The following is a 22,847-nucleotide window of genomic DNA, read 5'->3' as shown; positions in this document are numbered from 1 at the left end:
ATCGCAACAGGCGCAACCTACTCATGAGTATAGGAGAGACGCAAGGGTTTATGCTGACCGAAATCCAGAGCGCGATTCGCGATACCGTCCGGGATTTCGCCCAGGCGACGATCCGCCCGCATTCGGCCCGGTTCGAGGCGGAGGGCGGCTATCCCCGTTCGCTGTTCGAGGAGATGGCGGGCCTGGGCCTCTGGGGCATGACCGCACCCGAAGCCTATGGCGGCGCGGAGGCCGACTCGGTTTCCTATGCCCTCGCGCTGATGGAACTGGCCGCTGCCGACGGCGCCCTCTCCACCATCGTCTCGATCCAGAATTCGATCCTCGTCTCGGGCCTGCTCAAGGATGGCAGCGAGGCGCAGAAGGCCCGCTTCCTGCCCGATCTGATCGGCGGCCGCACCATCGGCGCCTTCGCCCTCACCGAAAGCGACGCCGGCTCCGACGCATCGGCCGTGCGCACCCGCGCGGTCAAGGTCGATGGCGGCTGGCGCATCAGCGGCGCCAAGCAGTTCATCACTTCGGGTAAGATCGGCGGGCTGGTGATGATCATCGCCGTCACCGATCCCGACGCCGGCAAGAAGGGCCTGTCCGCCTTCATCGTGCCGACCGACCGGCCCGGCTATGCGGTCGACAAGGTCGAACACAAGATGGGCCAGGGCGCGTCGGACACCTGCGCGCTGCGCTTCGACGACATGTTCGTCGAGGATGATCTGCTGATCGGCCAACCGGGCCAGGGCTATCGCATCGCCCTCGCCAATCTGGAGACCGGCCGCATCGGCATCGCCGCCCAGTGCGTCGGCATGGCGCAGGCGGCGCTGGAGATTGCCGTCGCTTACGCCAAGGACCGCAAGAGCTTCGGCAAGGCGATCATCGAGCATCAGGCGGTCGGCTTCCGCCTTGCCGACCTCGCCACCCGACTGGAGGCCGCGCGCCAGCTCGTCCTGTCCGCCGCCGCGATGAAGGACAGTGGCCAGCCTGCGCTCACCCAGGCGTCGATGGCCAAGCTGTTCGCCTCCGAAGCGGCCGAGGCGGTGGTATCCGGCGCGATGCAGACACTGGGTGGCTATGGCTATCTTGAAGAATTCGGAATCGCGAAAATCTACCGCGATGTCCGCGTGTGCCAGATTTACGAGGGCACGTCGGACATCCAGCGCATGGTCATTGCGCGCAGCCTTTGAAGGAGTATTTCGATGCAGGATGATCCGGTAGTCATTGCAAGCTATGCCCGCACCCCCATGGGCGGGTTCCAGGGCGCGCTCTCGGCGGTCAAGGCCACCGATCTTGGCGCGACGGCGGTCAAGGCCGCGGTCGAGCGGGCCGGCGTCGCCACTGACGCCATCGACCGCATCTATATGGGCTGCGTGCTGCCCGCCGGCCTTGGCCAGGCGCCCGCGCGTCAGGCGGCGCTGGGCGCTGGCCTCGGCCTCAATACCGAAGCGACGACCGTCAACAAGATGTGCGGGTCCGGCATGCAGGCGGCGATCATGGCGCATGAGGCGCTGGCATCGGGCGCGGCCGATATCGTCATCGCCGGCGGCATGGAAAGCATGACAAACGCCCCCTATGCCCTGCCCAAGCATCGCAGCGGCGCGCGCATCGGCCATGACCGCATCATCGACACGATGATGATGGACGGGCTGGAGGATGCCTATGAACCCGGCAAGGCGATGGGCGTCTTCGCCGAAGAGGCCGTGCGCGACTATCAGTTCACCCGCACCGATCAGGATGATTATGCCATCCGCTCGCTCGACCGCGCCAATGCGGCGATCGGCAGCGGCGCCTTCGTCCGCGAGATCACGCCGGTCACCGTATCGGGCCGGGGCGGCGACACCGTCATCGATACCGACGAACAGCCCGGCAAGGCCCGCCCGGAGAAGATTCCCGGCCTCAAGCCCGCCTTCGTCAAGGATGGCACCATCACCGCCGCCAATGCCTCGTCCATTTCGGATGGCGCCGCCGCGCTGGTGATGACCCGCCAGAGCGTCGCGGAAAAGCAAGGCCTTAAAGTGGTGGCGAAGGTCGTCGCCACCGCCGCCCATGCCCATGAGCCCGCCAAGTTCACCACCGCGCCGGTGCCCGCGATGCGCAAGCTACTGGCCAAGGCCGGCTGGTCGGTCGAGGATGTCGACCTGTTCGAGGTCAACGAAGCCTTTGCCGTGGTCGCGATGATCGCCGCCAAGGAACTGGGCATCCCGGCCGACAAGCTCAACGTCAATGGCGGCGCCACTGCGCTGGGCCATCCGATCGGCGCATCGGGTGCGCGCATCGTCGCCACCCTTTTGGGCGCGCTGGAAACGCGCGGCCTCAAGCGCGGCGTCGCCAGCCTCTGCATCGGCGGCGGCGAAGCCACTGCCATGGCCGTCGAACTCGTATAATTCTGCCGGGAGAGGACAGATAATGGATATCAAGGGACTGGCCGCCATCGTCACCGGTGGCGCCTCCGGCCTCGGCCGTGCCACCGCCACCATGCTCGCGGCGCAGGGTGCCAAGGTCGCGATCTTCGACCTCAATGAGGATGCCGGCAAGGCGGTCGCCGCCGAAATTGGCGGGCTTTATGTTGGCGTCAATGTTGCCGACGATGCCAGCGTCACCGCCGGGCTCGACACGGCGGAAGCCGCCCATGGCACCGCCCGCATCCTGGTCAATTGCGCCGGTATCGCCCCGGCCGTGAAGACGGTGGGCAAGGAAAATGTGCCTCATCCGCTCGACACGTTCAGCAAGACGATCACCGTCAACCTGATCGGCACCTTCAACATGATCTCCAAATTCGCCGCCCGCGCGGCGGCGGCCGAGGAGATGGACGGCGAGCGTGGCGTCATCGTCAACACCGCCTCGGTCGCGGCCTATGACGGCCAGATCGGCCAGGCGGCCTATTCCGCGTCGAAGGGCGGCGTGGTCGGCATGACCCTGCCGATCGCCCGTGATCTCGCCCAGCACAAGATCCGCGTCATGACGATCGCACCGGGCATCTTCCTGACCCCGATGCTGGAGGCCTTCCCCCAGCATGTGCAGGATGCGTTGGGCGCGCAGGTGCCCCACCCCAGCCGCCTCGGCAAGCCCGCCGAATATGCCCAGCTGGTCGAATCGATCGTCCACAACCCGATGCTGAATGGCGAGGTGATCCGCCTCGACGGCGCCATCCGCATGGCGCCGCGCTGATGAGCGGGTCGGGCAGCGGCGTGATCCTGACGATCGCCGACGGCATCGCCCGGATCACGCTGGATCGTCCGGCGGTCGGCAATGCGATCGACCTGCCGCTCGCCCGCGCGCTGCTCGACGCCGCAATCCGGTGCGAGGGCGATGCGGCGGTCCGCTGCGTCGTCCTCACCGGCAATGGCAAGCTGTTCTGCGCCGGCGGCGATGTCGCGCTGATGGGCGGCGCGGGCGCGCAACTGCCCACCGTCCTCACCGAACTCATCGCCACCTTCCACGCCGCCGTCACGCGCCTCGCCCGCATGGCCAAGCCGCTGGTGACTTTGGTCAACGGCCCGGCGGCGGGCGCGGGCTTCAGCCTCGCCATATTGGGCGATGTCGTGCTGTCCGCCCGCTCGGCCCATTATACCGCCGCCTATGGCGCGATCGGCCTGACTGCCGATGGCGGGCTCAGCTGGCTGCTGCCGCGCCTCGTTGGCCTGCGCCGCGCGCAGGAGATCATCCTCACCAACCGCCGCATCAAAAGCGAGGAAGCCGAAGCCATCGGCCTCGTCACCCGACTGGTCGATGATGACGCGCTGGAGGCGGAAGGGCTGGCGCTCGCCACCCGCCTCGCCGACGCGCCGACGGCCGCCTATGGCGCCGCCCGCACCCTGCTGCATGACAGTTTTGACACCGGATTCGAGGCCCAGCTCGACCGCGAATTGCGATCGATGGCGGTCGCCGGCGCCGGCGAGGCGCAGGTGGGGCTTACCGCCCTGCTCGCCAAGCGTCCCCCCCATTTCAGAGGAGCCTGACCCATGGCCGAGGCCTATATTGTCGACGCCGTCCGCACCGCCGGCGGCCGTGCCCGCAAGGGCGGGCTGATCGATGTCCATCCCGCCGATCTGGGCGCCACCATTCTGAACGCGCTGGTCGACCGCACCGGCATCGATCCCGCCGCGATCGAGGATGTGATCGTCGGCTGCGTCAGCCAGGCGGGCGAACAGAGCTTCGCCTTCGGCCGCAACCTCGTCCTCGCCTCCAAGCTGCCCGACAGCGTACCCGCCGTGACGATCGACCGGCAATGCGGCTCCTCGCAGCAGGCGCTGCATTTCGCGGCGCAGGCGATCCTGTCCGGCACCCAGGATCTGGTGATCGCGGCGGGCGCCGAAAGCATGACCCGCGTGCCGATGGGCTCCAATTTCCAGCTCCACGCCGCCGCCGGCCTGGGCGACGGCCCCTGGCCCAAAAGCATCCAGAAACGCTATGGCGTCGCCGAATTCAGCCAGTTCCATGGCGCGCAGGCGATCGCCAACAAATATGGCTTCACCCGCGAGGATATGGACGCCTATGCGCTCGCCAGCCACGCCAAGGCGGCGGCCGCGATCGACAGCGGCGCCTTCAAGGCGGAGATCGTTCCCGTCCTGACGCCCGAGGGGATTTTCGACACCGACGACGGGGTGCGCCGTGGCGGCACGATGGAGGCGATGGCCAGCGTCAAGACGCTGGAGGAAGGCGGCACCATCACCGCCGCCAACGCCAGCCAGATGACCGACGGCGCATCGGGCGTGCTGGTGGCGAGCGAAGCGGCGATCAAGCGCTTCGGCCTCACGCCGCTCGCCCGCATCGTCAACCTGACCGTCACCGCCGGCGATCCGGTCATCATGCTGGAGGAGCCGATCCCCGCCACCCGCAAGGCGTTCGAACGCTCGGGCCTGAAGCTCGACGATATCGACCTGTTCGAGGTGAACGAGGCCTTCGCCTCCATCCCCATGGCCTGGCTCAAGGCGATCGGCGCCGATCCGGCCAGGCTGAACGTCCATGGCGGCGCGATCGCGCTCGGCCATCCGCTCGGCGCATCGGGCACCAAGCTGATGAGCACTTTGGTCCATGCGCTCAAGGCACGGGGCAAGCGCTATGGCCTGCAAACCATGTGCGAAGGCGGCGGCATCGCCAATGTGACGATCGTGGAGGCACTGTGATGGCTTTGAAGACGCGTTTCACCGAATTGTGCGGCATCGAGCATCCGATCGTGCAGGGCGGCATGATGTGGGTCGGCCGCGCCGAACTGGCCGCCGCCGTCTCCAATGCCGGGGGCCTGGGCATCCTCACCGCCCTCACCCAGCCGACGCCCGACGATCTGCGTCGCGAGATCGACCGCTGCCGCACGATGACCGACAAGCCCTTCGGCGTGAACCTCACCATCCTGCCCTCGGTCAATCCGCCGCCCTATGCGGAATATCGCCAGGCAATCATCGACAGCGGCGTCAAGATCGTCGAGACCGCCGGCCACAAGCCGCAGGAACATGTCGATGATTTCAAGGCGCATGGCATCATCGTCGTCCATAAATGCACTGCCGTTCGCCACGCTTTGTCGGCCGAGCGGATGGGCGTCGACGCCATCTCGATCGACGGCTTCGAATGCGCCGGCCATCCCGGCGAGGACGATATTCCCGGCCTCATCCTGATCCCGGCGGCGGCCGACAAGCTCAGCATCCCGATGATCGCCAGCGGCGGCTTCGGCGACGGCCGGGGCCTCGCCGCCGCACTGGCGCTGGGCGCCGAGGGCATCAATATGGGCACCCGTTTCTGCGCCACGGTCGAAGCGCCGATCCACCAGAATGTGAAGCAGTTCCTGGTCGACAATGACGAGCGCGGCACCAACCTCATCTTCCGCAAGTTCAAGAATACCGGCCGCGTCGCTAAGAACAGCGTGTCGGACGAGGTGGTCGAAATCTCACTACGCGAAGGATCGGCCTTCCCCGACATCCAGCCTTTGGTATCCGGCGCCAAGGGCCGGATCGCGCTCGAAACCGGTGATCTGGACGCCGGCCTGATCTGGGCCGGCCAGATTCAGGGCCTGATCCACGACATCCCGACCTGTCAGGACCTCATCACCCGCATCGTCGACGACGCCACCGCGATTATCCAGAACCGCCTCGCCGGCTTCGTCACACCGAAACTGGCGGCAGTAGGCTGACCTAATCCTGCGCCAGCAGCAGCGCCGCATAGGGCGGCAATGCCATCCCCGGCGCCGCGTCGCCGATCGCCGCGACGATCGTGCCATCGGCCTCCACCTCATCCGGCCAGGGCGCGGGCGTCGGCGACAGGTTGAAGATGCAGGTCAGGGCCTGATCCTCTGCCACCCGGCGGAAGGCCAGGCGCTGGTCGTCGGCGCGCATGATGTCCAGGCGCCCATGGCGCAACGCCGGATTCGCCTTGCGCAGCGCGATCATCGCACGGGTGAAGTGCAGCAGCGACGCGGGTTCGCCCTCCTGCGCCGCCACCGCCCGCGCGACATTCTCCGCGCCCAATGGCAGCCAGGGCTCGCCATCGGTAAAGCCCGCCTCCGCCGCATCGACCGACCAGGGCAGCGGCGTGCGCGCGCCGTCGCGCGACAGGGTCAGCGGCCAGTTGGCGATCGCCTCGGGATCCTGCAACTTCTCGAACGGGATATCGACCTGGGTGATGCCCAGTTCCTCGCCCTGATAGAGGATGACATTGCCGCGCAGCGCCATCATCAGCAGCATCTTGAGCCGGGCGAAGGCGGGCTGATCCTCCGGCGCGCACCAGCGCGACAAGGCGCGCGGCGCATCATGATTTTCGAACGCCCAGCTCGGCCAGCCCATGCCCGGTTCGTCCGGCCAGCGCGCCAGCGTGTCCGCGATCAGGCCCGGCGTCAGCGCCGGGGCATAGAGGAAGTTGAAGCCATAGGCGCTGTTGAGATGGCCTTCGCCCGCCGTATAGGCCTTCATCTGCTGCTCGGCGAGGTCGCCGCCCACCTCCGCCACGGTGAAGATCGCGCCATAGCGATCGGTGAGGTCGCGGATGCGCGCGACGAAATCGACCACGCCGGGATGCGACTGGCTGTAGCGGCGAATCTGATAGTCGAACGGCCGGGTGCGCGGCCCTTCCCCCTCGGGCGCGGGCGGATTGTCGCGCAATTCCGGGTCGTGCATCGCGTGATTCAGCGCATCGAGGCGAAAGCCGTCGACGCCCCGATCCAGCCAGAATTGCATCGCGCCCAGCAGCGCGTCCTGCACCGCAACATTGTGAACGTTGAGCTGCGGCTGGCTGGTCAGGAACTGGTGCATATAATATTGCCGCCGCCGCGCGTCCCAGGTCCAGGCCGGGCCGCCGAACACCGACTGCCAGTTGTTGGGCGGGGTGCCGTCCGCCCTGGGGTCGGCCCAGACGAACCAGTCCGCCTTGTCATTGTCCCGGTCCTGCCGGCTCTGCGCGAACCAGGGATGGAGGTCGGAACTATGGGCATAGACCTGGTCGATCGTGACCTTGATCCCGAGTTCATGCGCCCGCGCCACCAGCGCGTCGAAATCGGCGAGCGTGCCGAAGATCGGATCCACCCCGCAATAATCGGCGATATCATAGCCGAAATCGCGCATCGGCGAGGGGAAGAAGGGCGAAATCCAGATCGCGTCCACGCCCAGCCGCGCGACATGCTCCAGCCGCGCGGTGATGCCCGGCAGGTCGCCAATGCCGTCGCCGTTCGAATCCTGAAAGCTGCGGGGATAGATTTGATAGAGGACCGCACCCTTCCACCAGGGCCGATCGCCTGCATCACGACTGTCGGGAGCCATATCCGCCACCCCATGTCCCAAGCCTGCGGCGCATCGTGCCGCAGCGCCAGTCTACACGGCGGCGCGCGCAGGTGAAGAACTATGTTGCGGCTGCGAAGAGATCAGGGCGTATGTCGGGATCGCGTCACGCTGGAGATCAGCTGGTTGATGACGCACTCATCCTGCGCGGCGGATGCACAGATACCGCACAGCCAGTCCAGACACCGAGCCAGAAATGCCATGGCCCTCTCCTTCTTCTTTATGCGCGCAGAATAACAGGATTCGCGGGCATGGAAAAGCGGGAGAAGAGGGCGGATCGGCGCCTATTGGTCGGCGCCGATCACCCGGTAGAGCAGGATGCGATTCTGCACCGCCGCCAGCTGTGTCGCGATCGCCGACTGCTGCGCGCTGTAGAGCGAACGCTGGCTGGTCAGCGAATTGAGGAAGGTGTCGATGCCCGCCCGATAGCGCTGGTCGGCCAGCGCATAATAGCGTTGGTTCGCCGTCACCAGCGCCTGCTGTGCCGCCTGCTGCCGGTCGATCGTGCCGGCCCGCGCCAGCCCGTCCGACACTTCCTGGAAGGCGGTCTGGATCGCCTTCTCATATTGCGCGACATAAAGGTCGCGCTGCGCCTTGCTATAGTCCAGATTGCCGCGCGCCGCCCCGCCGAAGATCGGCATGCTGGCCGAAGGCGCCGCCGACCAGGCAAATCCGCCATCGCTGAACAGCGAAGACAGGGCCGAGCTGGCCACACCGATCGCCGTGGTCAGGCTGATCTTGGGGAACATCGCCGCCCGCGCCGCGCCGATATCGGCATTGGCGGCTTTGAGCTGATGCTCCGCCTGCAGCACATCGGGTCGCTGCAACAGCACGTCGGAGGAGAGGCCGGCAGGCACCTTCGCGGTCGACTGCAACAGGCTGTCGAGCGATTGCGGCAACAGCGCATCCTCGACCGGCGCGCCCACCAGCAGTTCCAGCGCGTTGCGATCCTGCGCCACCTGGGTGACATTCGCCTCGATGTCGGAGCGCGCCTGCTCGACTGTCGTTTCGGCCTGATGCACGTCCAGCTTACCGGCGAGGCCCGATGTGTTCAGCGTCTGCGTCAGTTTCAGGCTGCGCTCCGCGCTCGCCAGCGTCTGGCGCGACAGCGCCAGCAACTCCTGATCCGCCGCCATCGTCGCATAGGCGTTCGCGGTCTCGGCGATCAGGGTGATGCGGGTCGACCGCATCCCTTCCTGAGTCGCCAGATAGGATTCGAGCGCCGATCGGGTCAGATTCTTGACCCGGCCGAACAGGTCGATCTCGAACGCGCTGAAACCGACATCGGCGCTATAGCTGTTCTGCCGATTGTCATTCTGGCGACTGAAGCTCGCCGCCGCGTCGCCGGTGATCGTCGGCAACTGCGCCGCCCGCTCGACCTTGTACTGCGCCCGCGCCGACTGGACATTGGCCAGCGCCACGCGCAGGTCGCGATTATTGGCCAGCGCCCGCTCGATCACGGCCTTGAGCCGCGTGTCGCCGATCAGCGCGGTCCAGGGCAGGCCAGCAGGCTCGGCACTGGCCGGGGCATAGGCCTCACCCGTCGGGAAGGCCGGCGCCACCGGCGTTTGCGGCCGGACATATTTGGGCGCCATGTCGCACCCAGCCAGCACCAGCGCCGACAGCGGCATTATCATCCATGCGGCGCGGGTCATGCGGGCACTCCGTCCACGGGCGGTTCTTGGGCCGGCGGCTCGCCACCCGGCTTCTTCTTGTCCATGCCGAACAGGCGGGCGATCGAGACGAAGAAGAGCGGGACGTAGAAGATCGCCAGCACCGTCGCCGTCACCATGCCGCCGACCACCGCCGTGCCGATCGCGACGCGGCTCTGCGCGCCCGCGCCGGTGGCGATGGCGAGCGGAATGACGCCCGCGATGAAGGCCAGGCTGGTCATCAGGATCGGACGGAAGCGTAGCCGCGCCGCCTCCAGCGCCGCCTCCAGCGCATTGCGGCCATTGCGATGCGCCAGTTCGGCAAACTCGACGATCAGGATCGCATTCTTCGCCGCCAGACCCATGGTGGTCAGCAGGCCGACCTGGAAGAAGATATTATTCTCCAGCCCGCGCAGCGTCACCGCCAGCACCGCACCGATCAGGCCGAGCGGAATGACCAACAGCACCGACAGCGGGATCGACCAGCTTTCATAAAGGGCCGCGAGGCAGAGGAAGACCACCAGCACCGACAGGCCATAAAGCAGGGGCGCCTGCCCGCCAGACAATTGCTCCTGATAGCTGAGGCCGCTCCAGGCATAGCTGGTACCGGCCGGCAGCTGCTTCTGCAGTGCCACCATCCGGTCCATCGCGTCACCCGAGCTGGCGCCCGGCGCCGACTGGCCCTGGATCTCGAAGGAGGACAGGCCGTTGAAGCGCTGCACGCTGCTCGGCCCCATCACCCAATGGCTGGTGGCAAAGGCGGAGAAGGGCACCATCTCGCCGGTCGTGCTCGACCGCACCATCCAGTTGTCGAGATCGCTCGGCAAGGCGCGATAGGGGGCGTCGGCCTGCATATAGACGCGCTTCACCCGGCCGCGATCGACGAAGTCGTTGACATAGGTGCTGCCCCAGGCGGAGCTGAGAACATCGTCGACATTGGCCTGGGTCAGGCCCAGCACGGTCAGCTTCTCGGTATCGATGTCGATCTTGAGCTGCGGCGTATCCTCCAGCGAGGCCGCCCGCACCCCAGCCAGCACCGGATCCTGCTGGGCGGACGCGATCAGCTGGTTGCGCAGCTCCAGGAAGCGCTCACGGCTGAGGCCGCCGCTGTTCAGCAGTTCGAAGGTGAAGCCGTTGGACTGGCCCAGGCCGCGGATTGCCGGCGGCGTCATCGCCAGCACCTTGGCATCGCGGATCGCGCCCAGCTGCTTGGTCGCCCGGTTGGCGATCGTGCCGGCCTCGTTCGTCTTGCCCTTGCGGTCGTCCCATGGCGCCAGGTTGATGAAGCCCTGGCCGACATTCTCGCCCTGCCCCTGGAAACTGAAGCCGGTCATGATGAAGGCAAAGGCGACATTGTCCTTCTCGTCATTCAGGAAATAGCTCTGCACCTGGTCGATCGCCGCATTGGTGCGGCTCGACTTGGCGCCGGACGGCAGCGTGACCTGCACCATCACCTGGCCCTGATCCTCGACCGGCAGGAAGCTGGTGGGCAGGCGCATGAACAGCACGACCAATATAGCCAGCACCACCACATAGAGGCCCCAGAAGATGCCCCGCTTGCCGATCACGCCCTGAGTGCGGCGGACATAGCCATTGGTCAGCCGCTCGAACCAGCGGTTGAACTTGCCGAACCAGCCCTTCTCGCGATGCGCCTTGTCGATCGGCTTCAGCATGGTGGCGCACAGGGCCGGCGACAGGATCAATGCGACCACGACCGACAACAGCATCGACGACACGATCGTGATCGAGAATTGGCGATAGATGACGCCGGTCGATCCGCCGAAGAAGGCCATGGGCAGCAGCACCGCCGACAGCACCAGCGCGATGCCGACCAGCGCACTGCCAATCTCCATCATCGACTTGATCGTGGCGTCGCGGGGCGACAGCCCCTCTTCCTCCATGATGCGCTCGACATTCTCCACCACGACGATCGCGTCGTCGACCAGCAGGCCGATCGACAGCACCATGCCGAACAGGGTCAGCGTGTTGATCGAATAGCCGAACAGGGCAAGGATGCCGAACGTGCCGAGCAGCACGACCGGCACCGCGATCGCGGGCACCAGCGTCGCGCGCCAGCTCTGCAGGAAGACGAACATCACGATGACGACCAGCACGACCGCCTCGATCAGCGTCTGCACGACTTCCTCGACCGACAGCTTGATGAAGGGCGTGGTGTCGCGCGGATAGACGATCTTGTAGCCGTGCGGCAGGTTGCCGCCCAGTTCGGCGACGCGCGCCTTCACCAGCTCGGCGGTCTTGAGCGCGTCGGCGCCCGGCGCCAGCTGCAACGCCATGCCCGATGCCGGATGGCCGTTGAGGCGCGCGCTGGTGGTATAGCTTTCATTGCCCAGTTCGACGCGGGCCACGTCGGACAGGTGGACCACCGACCCGTCGCTCTGCGTCTTCACCACGATGTTGCGGAACTGGTCCGGCGTTTCCAAGCGCGCGCGCGCCGTGACGGTCGCGTTGATCTGCTGGTTCGCCGGTGCCGGATCGGCACCGATCTGGCCGGCCGACACTTCGATATTCTGCGCCTTGATCGCTGTTTCGACGTCCGACGGCATCAGCTTGACCGCGGCCAGCTTATAGGGGTCCAGCCAGATGCGCATCGCATATTGCGACCCGAAGATCTGGGTCGCGCCGATGCCGTCGATACGGGCGATCGAATCCTGGAAATTATTGACCAGATAGTCGGCAATGTCCGCCTGGGTGGCATTGTCGGTCTCGTCATAGAGACCCACCAGCATCAGGAAGTCGGTCTGCTGCTTGGTGACCGACAGGCCCTGCTGCTGCACGGCGCTGGGCAGGCGGCTCAGCGCCTGCTGCACCCGGTTCTGCACCTGCACCTGCGCGGTGTCGGGGTCGGTGCCCTTCTGGAAGGTGACGGTGATGCGCGACTGCCCCGTCGATGTCGACGAGGAGGAGAAATACATGAGGCCGTCGATGCCGGTCAGCTGCTGTTCGATGACCTGGGTAACGCTGGTCTCGACCGTTTCGGCCGACGCGCCCGGATAGGTGGCGCTGATGCCGACGCCCGGCGGCGCGATGTCGGGATATTGGGCGACCGGCAGCGACAGCATGCCGCCCAGGCCCGCCAGCATGATGCCGATGGCGATGACCCAGGCAAAGATCGGCCGGTCGATGAAAAAGCGGCTCAGCACCCGGCCTCTCCTACTTCTTCGCCGCGACGGCGACGGGCTTTACCTTGTCGTCGGGCTGGACCTTGTCGGTGCCCTCGACGATCAGCCGGTCGCCGGCCTTCAGGCCTGCGGTGATCAGCCATTTGTCGCCGATCGCCTGCGCGGCGGTGACGGTGCGGCGCTCGACCTTGTTGTCCTTGGTCACGACCAGCGCGGTCGCATTGCCCTTGGCGTCGCGGGCGATGCCCTGCTGCGGCGCCAGGATCGCGCCGGGCACGACCGACTGCGGCGCCACGACGCGCACGAACATGCCGGGCAGCAACATGCCGTCAGGATTGGGGAAGCGTGCGCGCAGCGTCACCGTGCCGCTGTCGACATCGACGATCGGCTCGGCAAATTCGATCCGCCCTTCCAGCGGATATTCGCTGCCGTCGTCCAGCTTCAGCCGGATCGTCGCGCTGGCCGGTAGCGTCTTGCCCGCCGCCAGCGATCGCCGCAGCTGCAGCAGCTGGCTGCTCGACTGGGTGACGTCGACATAGATGGGGTCAAGCTGCTGGATCGTCGTCAGCGGATCGGTCTGGCTGGCGGTCACCAGCGCGCCGGGGGTGAAGAGGGTCCGGCCGATCCGGCCGCTGATCGGCGCGCGCACCTGGGTGAAGGTCAGGTTGACATTGGCGGTGTCGAGCGAGGCGCGCGCCTGGCCCACGGCGGCCGCTGCCTGGCGCGCCGTCGCGATCACATCGTCCCGGTCTTGCGCGCTCACCGCCTCGGTATCGCCAAGCCCGCGATAGCGCTGCGCCTTGGCCTGCGCCGCTACCGCCGTCGCCTGCGCGCTCACCAGCGCCGCCTGCGCCTCGTCGCGCGACGCGCGATAGAGCCGTTCGTCAATCTGGTAGAGCGGCTGGCCGGCTGTCACCATCGATCCTTCGGTGAACAGCCTTTTCTGGATCACGCCGGTGATCTGCGGCCGGACTTCCGACTGCATGGTCGACACGGTGCGCGCCGGCAATTCGGACGAGACGGTCACATTCTGTGCCGCCAGCGTCACCACGCCCACTTCCACAGGCCCTTTCTTTGGCGCCTTTTCCTGTCCGCAAGCGGTGATCAGGATGCATAATGCGATCGGTGCGACCCGGAGGCTCCGGAGCTCTGTGAAAATGGGCATGGCTTCACATCGTTACCGCCGGCAGGCAGCGCCGACGATCGCCTGATCGCGATTTGAGGCGTATCCTGCTAGACCAAGTTGATATCCTGACGCATCATCATGTCGCGTGACATCCGAACGCGTATCGCTTTGTATCGCCCTGTATCATCCCCGGTAGAGGCACAGACTTTTGCAATATCCGCCGCTAGAAGCGCAACATGGCTGACCTGTCCGATCCCCGCCGCAACAGCGTCATCGTCGTCGACGACGATGCCGATATTCGCGGTCTGATCGTCGATCAGTTGCGGCAGGAAAATTACGATCTGCTTTCCGCATCGAACCTGGCCGAACTGCGCCAGGCCCTGCGCGACCAGCCGGTCGACCTCATCGTCCTCGATCTCAACCTCCCCGATGGCGATGGCCTGTCGCTGTGCCGCGAGCTGCGCGCCGAAGGATCGGGCATCCAGATCATCATGGTGACGGCGCGCGGCAGCGCGATCGACCGGGTGCTGGGGCTGGAACTGGGCGCCGACGATTATCTGACCAAGCCGTTCGAGCCGCGCGAGCTGCTGGTGCGCATCCGCAACCTGCTGCGCCGCCCCCGCGTCGAGGCGCCGGCACCCGCCGACCAGTCCCGCTACGCTGTCTTCGGCCCCTGGCGGCTCGATCTGCTGCAACGCCGGCTGATCGCCCCGGACGACCGGCTTGTGATGCTGTCCTCCGCCGAATTCCGCCTGCTCTCCCGCTTCATCGAGGAGCCCAATGTCGTACTCGCGCGCGAGACGTTGCTGCCCGAACGGCGCGCCACCGCCGCCTTCGACCGCACCATCGACCTGCAGGTCAGCCGCCTGCGACAGAAGCTGGCCGGCGCCACCGGCGGCGCCGACCTGATCCTGACCGTCCGTGGCGAAGGCTATGTCCTCGCCAGCCCGGTGCGCTACGAATGATCGGCCAGCCGGTGCAGCGCGTGCGGGATTTCTTCCGCTCGATGGCGGGGCATATCTTCGTGCTGCTGACCGTCGGCATCTCGCTCTCGGCCATCCTCGCGCTCGCCGTGTCGGAACAGGGCCGCCGCCATGATTTCGAACGCGTCCGCCGCCAGCGCGTGCTGGCCAGTGCCTTCGACGTCGCCGACCGGCTGCGCCGCGATCCGGTGCGGGTCCAGCAGATGTTGGAAAATCACGGCATTGTCGGCGCTTCCATCGCCCCTGACGGCATCTCCATCAATGAGCCCGATACCGATCTCGAAGCCGCGCTCGCCCGGCGTTTCGGCCCCCGCGCCCAGCCGGAGGCGGGGCAGGTGCCGTTCGGCCTCTGCTTTCCGGACAAGGATGCCGGGCGCAGCCGCGCCGCCGGCCTGATCGACGCGCCCCGGCCCGATTGCTGGATCGTGCGCATGACCGACGCGACCGGCCAGCGCCGCGGCATGGCGCTCACCTTCCCGCGCCTCGCCCGGCCGCCCAGCTCGCTGTTCAGCCCCGCCTATCTGGTCGTCATCCTGCTCTCGGCCGCCGGTCTCTCCATCCTGATCGGCCGGATCGCCGCCAAGCCGCTGCGTCGTCTGTCGCAGGCGGCCGAGGCCTTTTCCGTGTCCCGCGACCCGGAGGAAATTCCCGAGCGCGGGCCGGAGGAGGTGCGCGCCGCCCTCTCCACCTTCAACCTGATGCAGCGCCGCGTCCGCGCCGGCTTCACCGAACGGACCCAGTTGCTGGCGGCGATCAGCCATGATCTCCAGACCCCGCTCACCCGGCTGCGCCTGCGGCTGGAACTGGTCGAGAATGAGGAACTGCGCGCCCGCCTGCTGCAGGATCATGAGGCGATGCAGCGCCTCGTGCGCGAAGGGCTGGACCTTGCCGCCAGCACCGAGACGCATGAGGAATGGTCGGTGATCGACCTCGACTCCCTGCTCGCCAGCATGGCCGAGGATGCGCAGGAACTGGGCGCCCCGGTCCAGTTCGCCGCCGGCTGCGGCGCGTCGGTCCGGGTCAAGCCCAATGCGCTGACCCGCTGCATGAGCAATCTGGTCGACAATGCCGTCAAATATGGCGGATGCGCGGAGATCAGCTGCCTGCGCACGCCCGGCCATGTCACGATCGAGATACGCGACCATGGTCCCGGCATCCCGCCGCAGGATCTGGACCAGATGTTCGAACCCTTCACCCGCGGCGCCAGCAGCCAGCCGGGTGGCCGGCACGGCACCGGCATCGGCCTCACCATCGCGCGGTCACTGGGCCTCAGCTTCGGTGCGATCGTCGCGCTGCGCAATGCACCCGATGGCGGGCTGATCGCCAGTATCGAGATGAAGGCCGCCTAAACCGCGCCGATTGCCATCAGCGCCAATGCCAGCAGCAGCCCGCCCCGCGCCAGCCGGGGGCCATAGGTCAGCGCCAGCAGCACCGCCCCCGCCATCAGCGGCAGCAGCCCGCACCAGGTGACGACGCCGATCCCGTCGGTGCCGGCCAGGATCGCGCCGATCAGCGACAGGGCAATCGCGCTCCAGCCGAGCAGCGGCAGATGCTGGGCCAGCCCATGGCGTTGCCATGGGCCAAGCAGCGCCGGTCCATGCCGCGTCATCGCCGCCGCCAATGCGAAGAAACCGATATAGAGCAGTCCCGCGACGATCATGCCGGCTGCTCCCGCATCCGCCGTCGCGCTGGCATTGGCGCATTGCGCCGCCGCACCTGCCGACGCACGATCAACGCCAGCGCGGCCGCCATGGCCAGGAACAGAAGATTGCCGGCCAGCAGGATCGGCTCGGTCGACCAGACCGGCCCCAGCACCGCCGCCAGTACACAGGCAAAGGCGAGCAGCCCCATCATCAGTGGCCAGCCGATGGCCGGACGCAGCGCCAGCCCGGCCAGCACGGCCGCCGCCGCCGTCCACAAGGCCACGGACACTTCCGCTTCCGGTCGCCCCGCCATGCCGATCGGCAACAGGCGATTGGCGATGAAATAGGCCACGGCCCCCAGCGGCACGCCGGTGATCACGCCGACATTCAGCCGTTCGAGGATGCGATTGCCGATCGAGAGCGGCTGGCGCTCGCGCCGCTTGGAGATCCACAGCACCATGCCGGTCGAGATCGCCAGCGTCAGCATCGCCCCGCCCAGCACATAGAGCCAGCGCGTCGCCATCGGTGCGAAGCGGGCCATGTGCAGGCCATAGGCGACCTGATAGGTCCGCATCGCCGGCCGCCGCTCGACCCAGCTCTTGAGCAGCCGACCCGTCGCGCCGTCGAAGCTCGCCTGCCCCCGCATATAGCCGATCGTGTCGGCATCGGACTGATAGACGGTGACGACCGATGCCGCGTCGCCGGGATTGAACACATAGACGCGGCCGACATGGCCGCCGCCAAATGCGCGCTCGGCCGCCGTCAGCATCGGTGCGATCGGCGCCAGCGACGCGGGCTTTCCGGCCGCCGGACGGGTCACCGAACCCGGCGCCAGCGCCTCGTACATCTCCATCGCCTTGTCACCATAGCCGGCACTGATCGGCCAAGGCATGTTGAGCGACGCCAGCGTCAGCAGCCCGGTAAAGGTGATCATCAGGTGGAAGGGCATGGCCAGCACGCCCGTCGCATTATGCCCGTCGAGCCAGGACCGCTGGCCCTTGGCCGGGCGGAAGGTGAAGAAGTCCTTGAAGATGCGCTTGTGCGCGATGATGCCGGTGACCAGCGCGACCAGCATGACCATCGCCGCCAGCGAGGCGAGAAGCCGGCCCCAGGGATAGGGAATTTCCAGCTCGAAATGGAGGCGGTAGAAGAATTCGCCGCCCAGCGTCTCGCGCGCAACCGGCGCGCCGGTCACCGGATCGAGCGCGCGATAGAGATAGTCGCTGCCCTGATCATAGGATGCCTCGACCGTATTGGCCCGGCCATCAGGCGCGGTCAGATACCAGCCGGTTGAACCCGGCGCATGTTTCGACAGCCAGCCGGTCGCCGCGACGATCGCGCTCTTGCTGTCCGCCTGCGCCGTCACCTCGGGCCGCATCCAGCGGCCGATCTCCGGCTTGAAGACGCTGAGCGTCCCTGCGAGGCACATGACGAACAGCACATAGCCCAGCAGCAGCCCGGTCCAGCCATGCAGCCAGGCCATCGCCTGCCGCACGCCATCCCGGACCATCGCCGATGCCCCGCTCATGCAAAGCCTCCGCTCGTCCAGACCAGCCCGGCCAGCGCGGCTGACAGCAACACAACGCCGCCGAGCGCCACCCAAGGCCCACGCGCCAGAAAGGCCCAGACGCTGACCGCCGGGGCGAACAGGTAGGAGAACATGGTCGCCACCGTGACCGCCTCCAGCCGGCCCATCGGCAGGGTGCGGGCCAGCAGCATCGCCGCCAGCGCCGCCACCGCATAGGCGCCCACCGTGCCCGCCAGCGTGCGCAGCGCGACATTGCCGCGATAACGCCAGCCGCTACGGGCACGCAGAGCGGCCGCCTTCGTCAATAGTCGACGCTCAGCGTGAACACCGCCGTGCGCGGCGCGGCATAGAAGGCCTGGCCCCACATCAGGCTGCCCAGATATTTGGTGTTGGTGACATTCTTCACGTTCACGCTCGCCCGCAGATGATCGACCACCCGGATACCCGCCATCAGGTCGAGCACGGCATAGCTCTTCTGCTTAACGACCACATCGCCCATGTAAACATCGCCGTCATAGACATCGGTCAGCGTCGTCTTGATCGCATTCTGCCAGCGCATCTGCGCGCCCAGCTTCAGGTCGTTGAGCTGCGGCACCTGATAGGTGGTGGCCAGCTTCAGCGACTTGGTCGGCAACCAGGTGCGGGTGTCGTTGCCCTCGTCATCCTCGATATCATATTGGGTATAGCCACCGCTCAGCGTCCACTGGTCGGTGATCTTGCCCGCCACTTCCAGCTCGAAACCGGTCGAGGTGGTATCGACGCCGGCATAATAGCTGCCTCCGGCCTTGCCCGGTCCATCCTCGCCAAAGGTGCCGGCATAATCGGCCAGCCCCTTCTGCTTGGCGCGGAACACGGTGGCGGTGGCATAGAGGCGATCGCCGAACCAGCTGCTCTTGATGCCGCCCTCGATGCTGGTGCCCTTGGCCGGATCCAGCTTGCGATTATTGGCGTCGACCTCGGCCTGCGGATTATAGATGTCGGTATAGCTGGCATAAAGGGTGACGTTGGGCGTCACGTCATAGAGCAGGCCGAGATAGGGGCTGATCTTGTGGTCGTCGCGCGCCTGATCGGTGCCATAGGAAGTGCCGGACGACTTGATCCACATCGCGCTGGCGCCGACCACGCCCTTCAGCTGGTCGGTGAAGTTGAGATGGGCCGCACCATAGAGGCGGGTCAGTTCGTCGCTATATTTGGCGGCCAGATATTCGCCCGGATAATCCGGCTCGGCCACTTGCGCGCTGCCCCAGTCATACACCGACGGATAGACCAGCGCGCTGTCCTCGGCGAAATTCTCCCACTCCTTGGCGTTCGACTTGGCGTAGGACAGGCCGAGCACCAGCTTGTGCTCGCGGCCGAACAGGCTGAACGGACCGGTGGCGCTGAAATCGCCCAGATATTGCTTATAGTCGGACGGGTAGATGCCCGCCATGCCATAGACGCCCTCGCCGGTCTCCTTGTCGGGATAGCCATAGGCATAGAGCAGCTTCGCATTCTCCTGGAAGCGCTTGTAGGTGAACATGCCGCTCAGCGTCCATTGGCCCATGGCATAGACCAGCTCGCCAAAGCTATTCTGGTCCTTCGTGTTCCAATAGGTCCAGTCGGCCGAGGTGGTTGCCGAGCGCGCATAGTCGATCCGGGTGCCGTCGGTGAAGACCAGCGGCATCGCCCCCCACAGCACGCCGTCGGCGTCATTTTCCTGGCGCGTGTAACCGACCGTCGCCTTGAGATCGGGCGTCACCTGCCAGGCGAGGATCGCGCCAAAGACGTCGCGATTGATATGGTTATAGTCGAGATGCGTGTCGCGATCCTCATGCGCATAGATGAAGCGCGCCGACACCGTGTCGGTCACCGGGACATTGACGTCTCCCTCGACCCGCCACAGGTCGCGCGAACCGACCTGGGCCGTGCCCTTGGCCTGAAACTCGTCGAGCGGCCGCTTGCGGACATAGTTGATCGTCGCCGACGGATTGCCGATGCCGGTCATGATCGCATTGGCGCCGCGCACCGCCTCGACATTCTCGAACAGGGCGGTATCGAGGTCGCCGAACTGGATGCCCCAGGCGAGCGGCAGGCCGACGCCATCGACCTGGAAATTGGACACGTCGAAGCCGCGCGAGTTGAAATAGGTGCGATCCGTCTCGACGCGCTCGACATTGATGCCGATCGTCTGGTCGAGCAGGTCGTTGACATTGGTGATCGCGAAATCCTCGATCCGCTCGCGATTGATGATTGTCACCGACTGCGGCGTTTCGCGCACCGATAGCGACAGGGCAGTGGCGGAACTGGACGGCTGGTTGGCGGCGGTCACGACGATGCGCGACGCGTCCTCTGCGGCGTTGTCGGCTTCTGCCGCGCGGGCGACATGCGGGATCACGACAAGGGCAAAGCCGCTGCTCAACAGGAGGCGGCGCAAGGACAGACGCATTTTGATTTCCCCGATGGCTCTCTATCTGCGCCGCGCGTTAGGCATGTCCAGAATGCGAGTCAATCGCATTAGCATTGCATGTGCGCTACAATCGCGCCACGAAGATGAAATTTTGTTCATGTCTGGAACGAAGCTGTTCGGTTTCTCCTTTGTAAACCGGCACCTGCCCGTGCCTCCTGCCCAGGGAGTATCCGACCATGACAAACGCACCGCCCCGCCGATCGATCGCCGCCCTGATATTGGGCATCGTCTTCGGCCTCATCGGGCTGGTGCTGACCGGCGGGGGGGCCTGGCTGCTGATCTCGGGCGGCTCGCCTTATTATCTGGTCACCGGCATCGCCCTGATCGTCTCGGGCACTCTCCTGGCGCGCGGGCGCAAGGCGGGCGGCTGGCTCTACATTGTCATCTTTGCTGTCACTTTGCTCTGGGCCTATTGGGAAGTGGGCCTTGATCCCTGGGCACTGGTGCCGCGCGTCGTCGCCCCGCTGGTCCTCCTGATCGCGCTGCAACTGGTCTGGCCGACGCTCGACCGCAGCGCCGGTCGCTGGCGTCGTGCATGGGTCGGTGTAGCTGTCACTTTCGCTGTCGCGATCGGCTTTTTCTGGAGCATCGCCAGCAACTTCATCCCGCCGGTGCTGCAGGGCCTGCCCGACGCCCGCTATGCCATGGCCGATCCCTCGATCGGCACCACCGGCGCCGACTGGCCGGCCTATGGCGGCACCAACAGCGCCCGGCGCTACTCGCCGCTCGCCCAGATCACCCCGGCCAATGTGGGTAACCTCAAACGCGCCTGGATGATCCACACCGGCGACCTGCCGGCCTCGGCTCAGATCCGCAACACCTATGGCGCGGAAAACACGCCGCTCAAGATCGGCGACACCCTCTATGTCTGCACGCCCAAGAGCTTGGTGATCGCGCTCGATCCCGCCACCGGCAAACAGAAATGGCGCTTCGATCCCAGGGTGTCGGACGAGGCCATTCCCTATACCGCCGCCTGTCGCGGCGTCAGCTATTATGCTGTGCCCGGCGCCACGGCCGACGCGCCCTGCGCCCAGCGCATCATCCTGGGCACGCTCGATGCCCGGATCATGGCGCTCGACGCCCGCACCGGCCAGCAGTGCCGCGACTTCGGCAGCAATGGCCAGGTCCGCATCACCGACGGCATGGGCCAAGTCCCTCCGGGCTATGTCTCCATCACCTCGCCGCCGACCATCGTGCGCGGCGTGATCGTCACCGGCCATCAGGTGCTGGACGGGCAGGATCGCTGGGCGCCGTCCGGCGTGATCCAGGCCTATGACGCAGTCACGGGCAAGATGCGCTGGGCCTGGGACATGATGCACCCGGAACGCAGCGGCCCGCCACCCGCCGGCCAGACCTATGCCCGCGGCACGCCGAACATGTGGACGATCGCCTCGGGCGACGAGCAGCTTGGCCTCGTCTATCTGCCGATGGGCAACAGCGCCGCCGATTATTACAGCAGCCTGCGCCGGCCGGAGGAAAATCGCTACGCCACCTCGCTGGTCGCGATCGACGTGATGACCGGCAAGCCGCGCTGGAATTTCCAGGCAGTGCGCAAGGATGTGTGGGACTATGATTTCGGCGCCCAGGCGACCCTGATCGACTTCCCGACGGCGCGGGGTCCGGTGCCGGCGATGCTGCTGCCCAGCAAGCAGGGCGACATCTATGTGCTCGACCGCCGCACCGGCCGGCCGCTGACCCCGATCGGTGATATCAAAGCACCGCAGATCGGTGTCGAGCCGGAGCAGCGCGCCGCCACCCAGCGCATCTCGCTCTACCATACGCTGCGCAAGCCCGACCTTACCGAAAAGGACATGTGGGGGATGTCGCCGATCGACCAGATGATCTGCCGCATCCAGTTCCGCCGGGCGAGCTACAAGGGCTTCTTCACCCCGCCCGAGGCCAACAAGCGCTCGATCGAATATCCCGGCTATAATGGCGGCACCGACTGGGGCGGCATCGCCGTCGATCCGGCCCGCGGGGTGATCGTCGCCAATTATAACGACATGCCCAATTATGTCCGGCTGGTGCCCCGCAAGGAAGCCAACAAGAAGGGCTGGGCACCGCGCGACCAGGCACGCGGCGAAATTGGCGGGGCGGAAGGCGCGGGCGATCCGCAGGCGCACACCCCCTATGCGATCGACGTCAATGCCGGCTGGCGCCTGCCCTTCACCGGCCTGCTCTGCAAGCAGCCCCCCTATGGCGGCATCCGCGCGATCGACATCGCCACCGGCAAGACCATCTGGGATCGTCCCTTCGGCACCGCGCGCACCAACGGGCCGTTCGGCATCCCCTCGATGCTGCCGCTGACGATCGGCACGCCCAATAATGGCGGGTCGGTGGTGACGGCGGGCGGACTGATCTTCGTCGCCGCCGCGACTGACAATCTGATCCGCGCGATCGACCTCAAGACCGGCAAGACTTTGTGGCAGGACGTGCTGCCCGCCGGCGGTCAGGCGACGCCGATGACCTACAGCCAGAATGGCAAGCAATATCTGGTCATCATGGCCGGCGGTCATCATTTCATGCAGACGCCGGTGGGCGATGCACTGATCGCCTATGCCCTGAATTGAGATACTCTGCC

At 66.4% G+C, this 22,847-nt stretch carries 17 protein-coding genes; 9 read left to right on the top strand and 8 right to left on the bottom strand.

Features of this window, described 5'->3' with window-relative positions:
* The first annotated feature begins 50 nt into the window (after positions 1-50).
* Genes ACUCV3_RS22670 through ACUCV3_RS22645 form a run of 6 tightly spaced genes read left to right on the top strand, consistent with a single transcriptional unit; the run spans position 51 to position 6,112 of the window.
* The gene (locus tag ACUCV3_RS22670; protein ID WP_279728842.1) at positions 51-1,175 is read left to right on the top strand and encodes an acyl-CoA dehydrogenase family protein; all 1,125 of its coding nucleotides are present in this window, start codon (positions 51-53) and stop codon (positions 1,173-1,175) included.
* A gap of 12 nt (positions 1,176-1,187) precedes the next feature.
* Positions 1,188-2,372, top strand: coding sequence for an acetyl-CoA C-acyltransferase (locus tag ACUCV3_RS22665; RefSeq protein WP_010336219.1), 1,185 nt, complete (start codon positions 1,188-1,190; stop codon positions 2,370-2,372).
* 22 nt (positions 2,373-2,394) lie between these two features.
* Complete coding sequence (locus tag ACUCV3_RS22660) at positions 2,395-3,156, top strand: 3-hydroxyacyl-CoA dehydrogenase (protein WP_279728841.1); 762 nt, start codon at positions 2,395-2,397, stop codon at positions 3,154-3,156.
* Positions 3,156-3,947, top strand: coding sequence for an enoyl-CoA hydratase/isomerase family protein (locus ACUCV3_RS22655; protein WP_279728840.1), 792 nt, complete (start codon positions 3,156-3,158; stop codon positions 3,945-3,947). The genes ACUCV3_RS22660 and ACUCV3_RS22655 overlap by 1 nt, the downstream gene beginning before the upstream one ends.
* Positions 3,948-3,950: 3 nt before the next feature.
* The gene (locus tag ACUCV3_RS22650) at positions 3,951-5,114 is read left to right on the top strand and encodes an acetyl-CoA C-acetyltransferase (RefSeq protein WP_037508496.1); all 1,164 of its coding nucleotides are present in this window, start codon (positions 3,951-3,953) and stop codon (positions 5,112-5,114) included.
* Positions 5,114-6,112 carry an NAD(P)H-dependent flavin oxidoreductase gene (locus tag ACUCV3_RS22645; protein ID WP_279728839.1) on the top strand — a complete coding sequence of 333 codons (999 nt, stop codon included), beginning with the start codon at positions 5,114-5,116 and terminating at the stop codon, positions 6,110-6,112. The genes ACUCV3_RS22650 and ACUCV3_RS22645 overlap by 1 nt, the downstream gene beginning before the upstream one ends.
* A gap of 1 nt (position 6,113) precedes the next feature.
* Here the strand turns inward: ACUCV3_RS22645 and ACUCV3_RS22640 are convergent, their stop codons facing one another.
* The 4 genes from ACUCV3_RS22640 to ACUCV3_RS22625 form a co-directional block, all read right to left on the bottom strand.
* Positions 6,114-7,730 (bottom strand): alpha-amylase family glycosyl hydrolase, encoded by a 1,617-nt coding sequence (locus ACUCV3_RS22640; protein WP_279728838.1) that lies wholly within the window; start codon positions 7,728-7,730, stop codon positions 6,114-6,116.
* 302 nt (positions 7,731-8,032) lie between these two features.
* The gene (locus ACUCV3_RS22635) at positions 8,033-9,403 is read right to left on the bottom strand and encodes an efflux transporter outer membrane subunit (RefSeq protein ID WP_279728837.1); all 1,371 of its coding nucleotides are present in this window, start codon (positions 9,401-9,403) and stop codon (positions 8,033-8,035) included.
* Positions 9,400-12,561: an efflux RND transporter permease subunit gene (locus tag ACUCV3_RS22630; protein WP_279728836.1), complete on the bottom strand. Its 3,162-nt coding sequence runs from the start codon at positions 12,559-12,561 to the stop codon at positions 9,400-9,402. Before ACUCV3_RS22630 ends, ACUCV3_RS22635 begins: the two co-directional genes overlap by 4 nt.
* A 10-nt stretch (positions 12,562-12,571) precedes the next feature.
* The gene (locus ACUCV3_RS22625) at positions 12,572-13,705 is read right to left on the bottom strand and encodes an efflux RND transporter periplasmic adaptor subunit (RefSeq protein WP_026109107.1); all 1,134 of its coding nucleotides are present in this window, start codon (positions 13,703-13,705) and stop codon (positions 12,572-12,574) included.
* A gap of 197 nt (positions 13,706-13,902) precedes the next feature.
* Here ACUCV3_RS22625 and ACUCV3_RS22620 point away from each other — a divergent pair, with 197 nt between their 5' ends.
* Both ACUCV3_RS22620 and ACUCV3_RS22615 read left to right on the top strand, forming a co-directional pair.
* The gene (locus ACUCV3_RS22620; protein ID WP_004209098.1) at positions 13,903-14,631 is read left to right on the top strand and encodes a response regulator; all 729 of its coding nucleotides are present in this window, start codon (positions 13,903-13,905) and stop codon (positions 14,629-14,631) included.
* A complete protein-coding gene (locus ACUCV3_RS22615; RefSeq protein WP_279728834.1) occupies positions 14,628-15,998 on the top strand; it encodes a HAMP domain-containing sensor histidine kinase in 1,371 nt (456 codons plus the stop codon). The genes ACUCV3_RS22620 and ACUCV3_RS22615 overlap by 4 nt, the downstream gene beginning before the upstream one ends.
* Here the strand turns inward: ACUCV3_RS22615 and ACUCV3_RS22610 are convergent.
* From ACUCV3_RS22610 to ACUCV3_RS22595, 4 genes are read right to left on the bottom strand one after another with little or no spacing between them, the layout of a single operon-like run.
* The gene (locus ACUCV3_RS22610) at positions 15,995-16,309 is read right to left on the bottom strand and encodes a DUF3325 family protein (RefSeq protein ID WP_279728832.1); all 315 of its coding nucleotides are present in this window, start codon (positions 16,307-16,309) and stop codon (positions 15,995-15,997) included. The genes ACUCV3_RS22615 and ACUCV3_RS22610 overlap by 4 nt on opposite strands.
* Positions 16,306-17,820, bottom strand: coding sequence for a PepSY-associated TM helix domain-containing protein (locus tag ACUCV3_RS22605; protein ID WP_279728831.1), 1,515 nt, complete (start codon positions 17,818-17,820; stop codon positions 16,306-16,308). Before ACUCV3_RS22605 ends, ACUCV3_RS22610 begins: the two co-directional genes overlap by 4 nt.
* Positions 17,817-18,125 carry a ketohydroxyglutarate aldolase gene (locus ACUCV3_RS22600; protein ID WP_279728830.1) on the bottom strand — a complete coding sequence of 103 codons (309 nt, stop codon included), beginning with the start codon at positions 18,123-18,125 and terminating at the stop codon, positions 17,817-17,819. The genes ACUCV3_RS22605 and ACUCV3_RS22600 overlap by 4 nt, the downstream gene beginning before the upstream one ends.
* A complete protein-coding gene (locus ACUCV3_RS22595; RefSeq protein WP_279728829.1) occupies positions 18,122-20,245 on the bottom strand; it encodes a TonB-dependent siderophore receptor in 2,124 nt (707 codons plus the stop codon). Before ACUCV3_RS22595 ends, ACUCV3_RS22600 begins: the two co-directional genes overlap by 4 nt.
* Positions 20,246-20,442: 197 nt before the next feature.
* Between ACUCV3_RS22595 and ACUCV3_RS22590 the strand changes: the two genes are divergently transcribed.
* Positions 20,443-22,836: a membrane-bound PQQ-dependent dehydrogenase, glucose/quinate/shikimate family gene (locus ACUCV3_RS22590; protein WP_482241162.1), complete on the top strand. Its 2,394-nt coding sequence runs from the start codon at positions 20,443-20,445 to the stop codon at positions 22,834-22,836.
* Positions 22,837-22,847: the final 11 nt, after the last annotated feature.

This window comes from Sphingobium sp. VMM, from assembly GCF_056790315.1.
The sequence above is the reverse complement of the archived record's forward strand: the minus strand, read 5'-3'. Positions and strand labels throughout refer to the sequence as shown.

What these genes read in the sequence shown, in the direction of transcription:
- ACUCV3_RS22635 (WP_279728837.1), bottom strand. Translation starts at nt 9,403, where the DNA reads ATGACCCGCGCCGCATGGATGATAATGCCGCTGTCGGCGCTGGTGCTG.
- ACUCV3_RS22610 (WP_279728832.1), bottom strand. Translation starts at nt 16,309, where the DNA reads ATGATCGTCGCGGGACTGCTCTATATCGGTTTCTTCGCATTGGCGGCG.
- ACUCV3_RS22615 (WP_279728834.1), top strand. Translation starts at nt 14,628, where the DNA reads ATGATCGGCCAGCCGGTGCAGCGCGTGCGGGATTTCTTCCGCTCGATG.
- ACUCV3_RS22660 (WP_279728841.1), top strand. Translation starts at nt 2,395, where the DNA reads ATGGATATCAAGGGACTGGCCGCCATCGTCACCGGTGGCGCCTCCGGC.
- ACUCV3_RS22655 (WP_279728840.1), top strand. Translation starts at nt 3,156, where the DNA reads ATGAGCGGGTCGGGCAGCGGCGTGATCCTGACGATCGCCGACGGCATC.
- ACUCV3_RS22625 (WP_026109107.1), bottom strand. Translation starts at nt 13,705, where the DNA reads ATGCCCATTTTCACAGAGCTCCGGAGCCTCCGGGTCGCACCGATCGCA.
- ACUCV3_RS22665 (WP_010336219.1), top strand. Translation starts at nt 1,188, where the DNA reads ATGCAGGATGATCCGGTAGTCATTGCAAGCTATGCCCGCACCCCCATG.
- ACUCV3_RS22590 (WP_482241162.1), top strand. Translation starts at nt 20,443, where the DNA reads ATGACAAACGCACCGCCCCGCCGATCGATCGCCGCCCTGATATTGGGC.
- ACUCV3_RS22595 (WP_279728829.1), bottom strand. Translation starts at nt 20,245, where the DNA reads ATGCGTCTGTCCTTGCGCCGCCTCCTGTTGAGCAGCGGCTTTGCCCTT.
- ACUCV3_RS22645 (WP_279728839.1), top strand. Translation starts at nt 5,114, where the DNA reads ATGGCTTTGAAGACGCGTTTCACCGAATTGTGCGGCATCGAGCATCCG.
- ACUCV3_RS22640 (WP_279728838.1), bottom strand. Translation starts at nt 7,730, where the DNA reads ATGGCTCCCGACAGTCGTGATGCAGGCGATCGGCCCTGGTGGAAGGGT.
- ACUCV3_RS22650 (WP_037508496.1), top strand. Translation starts at nt 3,951, where the DNA reads ATGGCCGAGGCCTATATTGTCGACGCCGTCCGCACCGCCGGCGGCCGT.
- ACUCV3_RS22605 (WP_279728831.1), bottom strand. Translation starts at nt 17,820, where the DNA reads ATGAGCGGGGCATCGGCGATGGTCCGGGATGGCGTGCGGCAGGCGATG.
- ACUCV3_RS22620 (WP_004209098.1), top strand. Translation starts at nt 13,903, where the DNA reads ATGGCTGACCTGTCCGATCCCCGCCGCAACAGCGTCATCGTCGTCGAC.
- ACUCV3_RS22670 (WP_279728842.1), top strand. Translation starts at nt 51, where the DNA reads ATGCTGACCGAAATCCAGAGCGCGATTCGCGATACCGTCCGGGATTTC.